The 5,369-nt window shown below is 71.4% G+C and carries 5 protein-coding genes; all 5 read left to right on the top strand.

Translation table 11 applies throughout. The annotated features are described in order from the left end of the window. Positions 1 to 1,083 (top strand): Fe-S cluster assembly protein SufD (gene sufD, locus PKE44_RS14480; RefSeq protein WP_324552403.1); only part of this gene is annotated, 1,083 nt, incomplete at its 5' end. Further along, complete coding sequence (locus PKE44_RS14475) at positions 1,080 to 2,333, top strand: cysteine desulfurase (protein ID WP_324552401.1); 1,254 nt, start codon at positions 1,080 to 1,082, stop codon at positions 2,331 to 2,333. The genes sufD and PKE44_RS14475, both read left to right, overlap by 4 nt. 43 nt (positions 2,334 to 2,376) lie before the next feature. Then, positions 2,377 to 2,820, top strand: coding sequence for a Fe-S cluster assembly sulfur transfer protein SufU (gene sufU / locus PKE44_RS14470; RefSeq protein ID WP_324552399.1), 444 nt, complete (start codon positions 2,377 to 2,379; stop codon positions 2,818 to 2,820). A 17-nt stretch (positions 2,821 to 2,837) separates the two neighbouring features. Next, a complete protein-coding gene (locus tag PKE44_RS14465; protein ID WP_324552397.1) occupies positions 2,838 to 3,188 on the top strand; it encodes an SUF system Fe-S cluster assembly protein in 351 nt (116 codons plus the stop codon). Between the two features lie 147 nt (positions 3,189 to 3,335). After that, complete coding sequence (locus PKE44_RS14460; protein WP_324552395.1) at positions 3,336 to 5,114, top strand: HAMP domain-containing methyl-accepting chemotaxis protein; 1,779 nt, start codon at positions 3,336 to 3,338, stop codon at positions 5,112 to 5,114. The last annotated feature ends 255 nt before the right edge of the window (positions 5,115 to 5,369 follow it).

Below are 5,369 nucleotides of genomic sequence, written 5' to 3'. Positions count from 1 at the left end.
CGTGCCGACACCGGGCGTGCGCCCGACGCCGGCTGGCTGGCCGGGCTGCCGGCCGGGCCGCGCGTCGTGCTGGTCGATGGCCGGGTGCACGCGATCGAAACCGGTGAACTGCCGGCAGGCGTCAGCGTGCTCGGCTTCGCCGAGGCCGCTCGCCGGCTGCCGCAGGTGCTGGCCGCACTCGACACGCTGCCGGGCCTCGATGCGCATGCCTTCGCCGCGCTCAACTCGGCGCTGTTCGAGGACGGCGTGCTCGTGCACGTCGCCGCCGGTGCGCGGCTCGACGCGCTGACGCTCGCGCACTGGAGCAGCGGTGACGGCACGGCCGTGCATCCGCGCCTGCTGCTGGTGCTCGAAGACGGAGCCGGGGCCGGGCTGCTGGAGTGGCAGGGCGGGCAGGGGACCTATCTGTCGACGGCGCTGACCGAGGTCCGGCTCGGACGCGGCGCGCAGCTGGCGCTGAGCACGGTGCAGGATGAATCCGCCGAGGCCTTCCAGCTCGGCGGCCTGCGCGCGCAGCTCGCCGCCGACGCGAAGTTTTCGCTGCGCCGCTGGGTCGGCGGCGGGCGCATCGGGCGGATGGATCTCGCGCTCACGCTCGAAGGCGAGGGCGCCGCGGCCGAACTCGACGGTCTGGTGCTGGCCGGCGGCACGCAGCTGCTCGATCACCACCTCGAACTGCGTCATGCCGTGGCGCGCTGCACGAGTCGCCAGACCTTCCGCGGCGTGCTCGCCGGCAAGGCGAAGCACGTGTTCGACGGCCTGATCCGCGTCGATCCGGATGCGCAGCAGACCGACGCGCAGCAGCAGTGCCGCAACCTGCTGCTGTCGAAGCAGGCGCTGACGGTTGCGATCCCGCGCCTCGAAATCCTCGCCGACGACGTGAAGTGCGCGCACGGCGCGACGGTCGGCGCGCTCGATGAGGATGCGCTGTTCTACCTGCGCGCGCGCGGCATCGGTCTGGCCGAGGCGCGCACGCTGCTGGTGCGCGCCTTCGCCGGTGAATTCCTCGACGCGCTGACCGACGAGGCCATGCGCGCCGCGCTCGAAACCCGACTCGATGCCTGGATGGAGGTGGCCGCATGAGCGCCCCGATCGTGACCCCAGTACCCGCAGCGGCCTTCGATGTCGAGGCCGTGCGCGCGCAGTTCCCGGTGCTCGCGCAGCAGATCCGCGGCAAGCATCTCGTATACCTCGACAGCGGCGCCTCGGCGCAGAAGCCCGAGGTCGTCGTGCAGGCGGTCGCCGACTGCTACCGCGGCTACTACTCGAACATCCACCGCGGCGTGCATGCGCTGTCCGAGCGCTCGACCACCGCCTTCGAGCGCGCGCGCGAGCAGGTCGCACGCTTCGTCAACGCGCCGTCGCCGCGCGAGATCGTGTTCCTGCGCAGCACGACCGAGGCGATCAACCTGGTCGCGAACAGTTTTCTGGAGCCGCAGCTCGGGCCCGATGACGAGATCCTCGTCACCGAGATGGAGCACCACTCCAACATCGTGCCCTGGCAGCTGGTGGCCGACCGCTACGGCGCGAAGGTCGTCGCCGCTCCGGTCACCGACCGCGGCGAGCTCGACCTCGACGGACTGACGCGGCTGATCAGCGGCCGCACGAAGCTCGTTGCGGTCACGCACGTCTCGAACGTGCTCGGCACGATCAATCCGATCGCCGACATCGTGCGTCTGGCGCACGCGCAGGGCGTGCCGGTGCTGGTCGACGGCGCGCAGGGCGTGCCGCATCTGGCCGTCGACGTGCAGGCCCTCGGCTGCGACTTCTATGCGTTCTCGGCGCACAAGGTCTACGGGCCGAGCGGCGTCGGCGCGCTGTGGGCGCGTGCCGAGCTGCTGGCGGCGATGCCACCGTATCAGGGCGGCGGCGGCATGATCCGGCGCGTGAGCTTCTCGGGCACGACCTTCGCCGATCCGCCGGAGCGCTTCGAGGCCGGCACGCCGGATGTCGCCGGCGTCATCGGCTTCGGCGCCGCGGTCGAGTGGACGCGCGCGCTCGGGCTCGATGCCATCGCCGCGCACGAGCACGAACTGACGCAGTACGCGATGGCGCGTCTTGCCGACATCCCGGGCCTGCGCCTGATCGGCACCGCAGCGGACAAGGCCGGCGTCGTGTCCTTCGTGATGGACGGCGTGCATCCGCACGACATCGGCACGATCCTCGACGGCGAAGGCGTCGCCGTGCGCGTCGGTCACCACTGCGCGCAGCCGCTGATGGAGCGCTTCGCGGTGCCGGCGACCGCCCGCGCCTCGTTCGGCGTCTACAACACGTCCGCCGATGTCGACGCGCTCGCCGCCGCGCTCGACAAGGTCCGCCACTGGTTCGGCTGAAACACCTCGGACCTCAGAAACCGAATTCCTTCAAGGTGTTGCGATGAGTGACCTGCGCGAGCTGTACCAGGAAGTGATCCTCGATCACAACAAGCGCCCCCGGAACTTCCGCGTGATCGACCCGGCCTCGCATCACGCCGAGGGCTTCAACCCGCTCTGCGGCGACCGGCTGACCGTGTTCATCGACGTGGCCGACGGCGTGATCCGCGACCTCGCCTTCCAGGGCCAGGGCTGCGCGATCTCGACCGCGTCGGCCTCGCTGATGACCGAGGCCCTGAAGGGCAGGCCGGTCGCCGAGGTCGAGCCGCTGTTCGTGAAGTTTCATGATCTCGTCACCACCGACGGCCCGACGCCACCCGGCCTCGGCAAGCTCGGCGTGCTCGCCGGCGTGCGCGAGTTCCCGAGCCGCGTCAAGTGCGCGACGCTCGCCTGGCACGCATTGAAGGCCGCGCTCGATCACCGCAGCGCGCCGGTGGCGACCGAATGAAGCCCGGAGAGTCCGCGATGAACGATGCCGCCCAGCCATCCGCAGACGTGACCCCCGAACAGGTCGAGGTCGAACAGCAGATCGTCAGGGCGCTGAAGACCGTCTACGACCCCGAGATCCCGGTCGACATCTGGGAGCTCGGCCTCGTCTACGGCGTCAACGTCAACCTCGGCGATCGCAGCGCGCACATCTACATGACGCTGACCGCCCCGGCCTGCCCGGTGGCCGGCTCGATGCCCGAGTGGGTCGAGAACGCCGTGCGCGGCGTCGACGGCATCGACGACGTGACCGTCGAGCTGGTCTGGGACCCGCCGTGGACGCAGGAGATGATCTCGGCGCGGGCACGGCTGGAGCTGAACCTGCTCTAGCCGCAGGCCGCTGCCGGCGCCGCGTGACCGGCTCGGCGGCGGCTGCGCACCGTGCAGCGCCGTCGCGTCTGCCGGCTTCAGTCTTGCCGATTCCTGCCGATGCCTGTCGGGCATACGAGGCTCGTCCACGGAATTGCGGAGACTCCGATGCAGCCCACCCACTTGCTCGGCGATCGCCTGCGCAGGACCGGCGTCTATGCCGTGCTGCAGGCGCTCGTGCTGATGGCCGTCGCGTTGTCCGCGGTCACCTTCCTTGCGCTGCAGCTGCAGGCGGCGCGCACCGCCGCGCAGGCGCTGCGCAACCACCTCGAAGCCGACATGATGCACGACGCGCTGCGCGGCGACGTGCTGATGGCGCGCACGCCGGGGTTCACGCCGGCCGAGGTGCAGGAGGAACTGCGCGATCACGCCACGCGTTTCCGGGACCTGCTGGCCGCCAACCGCAGCCTCGATGTGCCGAAGGTACTGGCTGACGCGTTCGCTGCCGTCGCGCCGCAGGCCGAGCGCTACATCGCCAGCGCCGAGCAGGAGGTCGCCGCCGTGCTCGGCGGCCAGTCCGGCGATCTGCCGGGATTCATCACGCAGTTCAACCACCTTGAAGATGCGATGGAGCGCGTCAGCGAGGCGGTCAGCGCCAATGCCGCCGACACCGAAGCCGCCGGCAACCGGGCGGCCCTGCTCGCGGCCGGCCTGCTGCTGCTGGTCGGGATCGGCACGCTCAGTGCCGCCCTGCTCGGCGGGCGGCGGCTGGCACGTGACGTGAGCATGCCGCTGCTGCGCCTGGCCGACGGCATGCGCCGGCTCGCTGCCGGCGAGCGCGGGCTTGATCGCGCGGACTGCGCGCGCCCCGATGAAATCGGCGAAATGGCGCGGGCGCTGCTGGTGTTCGAGGAAACCGCGGTGCGCGCCGAGGCGCTGGCCAATGCCCGGGCGGCCGAACATGCGGCGGTCGAGGCCGAGCGCGAGCGCGTGCGCCTCGCCGATGAGCAGGCGCGCCTGGCTGCCGAAGCCGAGCGCGAGCAGCGCCGCCAGGTCGAGGCCGAAGCCCGCGAACAGCGCCAGCGCGAGCGCGAGCGGCGGGCCGAGCGCGTCGCGCAGCTGGCCGCGGACTTCGAGCGCCAGTCGAACAGCAGCCTGCAGGCGGTCACGAACGCGGCCCAGGACCTGACCCGCACCGCGCAGGGGCTGGCCGGCGGCGCCGAACGCACGCAGCAGCGCGCCGAAGCGGTCGGCAAGGCTTCCTCGGGGGCGGCCGACAGCGTCCGGCGCATGGCCGAGGCCAGTGCGCAGATGGCGGTCGCCGTCAGCCAGATCGCCGCGCAGGCCGGACAGTCCGCCCAGACCACACGCCTCGCCGTCGACGAGGCCGCCGCAACCCAGCGTACGGTTTCCGGGCTCAGTGACGCGGCGCGCACGATCGGCCGCATCGTCGACCTGATCAACACGATCGCCGACCAGACCAATCTGCTGGCGCTGAACGCGACGATCGAGTCGGCCCGTGCCGGCGAGGCCGGCAAGGGCTTTGCAGTGGTCGCCAACGAGGTCAAGGCGCTCGCCCACCAGACCGCCGAAGCCACCGACGAGATCTCCGAGCAGATCGGTACCGTGCAGCAGATCGCCGGCGAGTCGGTGCTGGCGATCACGCGCATCGCCGACACCATCGGCGGCCTGTCACGCATCGCCGACAGCATCACCTCGGCCATCGAGGCCCAGCAGCACGCGATGCAGACCATCGACGAGCAGGTGCAGCAGGCCATGGCCGGCACGCAGGCGGTCGGGGCCGACATCGGGGCGGTGAACCTCGCCGCGGCCGATACCGGCACGGCTGCCGCCCAGGTGCTCGGTGCCGCCGGCCGGCTCGGGGAGCAGGCGACGACGCTGCGCAGCGAGATGGCGCGCTTCCTCGGACGCCTCAACGCCGAATGACGCCGAATCCCGCCGTCGTGCAGCATTGGTATCTACACAAGTCAGCGGTTCCGCGGGCCGGATGGATCGACCGATCAACGCCCGGGCGTCAATCTCCCCTCACCCCTTGCGGGAGAGGGGCCGGGGGAGAGGGGTAGACGCCGGCACTGCGCCCGGACGCTGCCCCCCTCTCCCCAAGCCCCTCCCCCGCGAGGGGGGAGGGGCTTGCTCATCAGCGTCTTGCCGTCGTGCTGATCCATCCGTGCTGTCTGGACA

The sequence above is a fragment of the Plasticicumulans sp. genome, from assembly GCF_035331805.1.
Lineage (GTDB): Bacteria > Pseudomonadota > Gammaproteobacteria > Competibacterales > Competibacteraceae > Plasticicumulans.
Note: the sequence above shows the minus strand (reverse complement) of the source record. Positions and strands in the feature narration are given on the sequence as shown.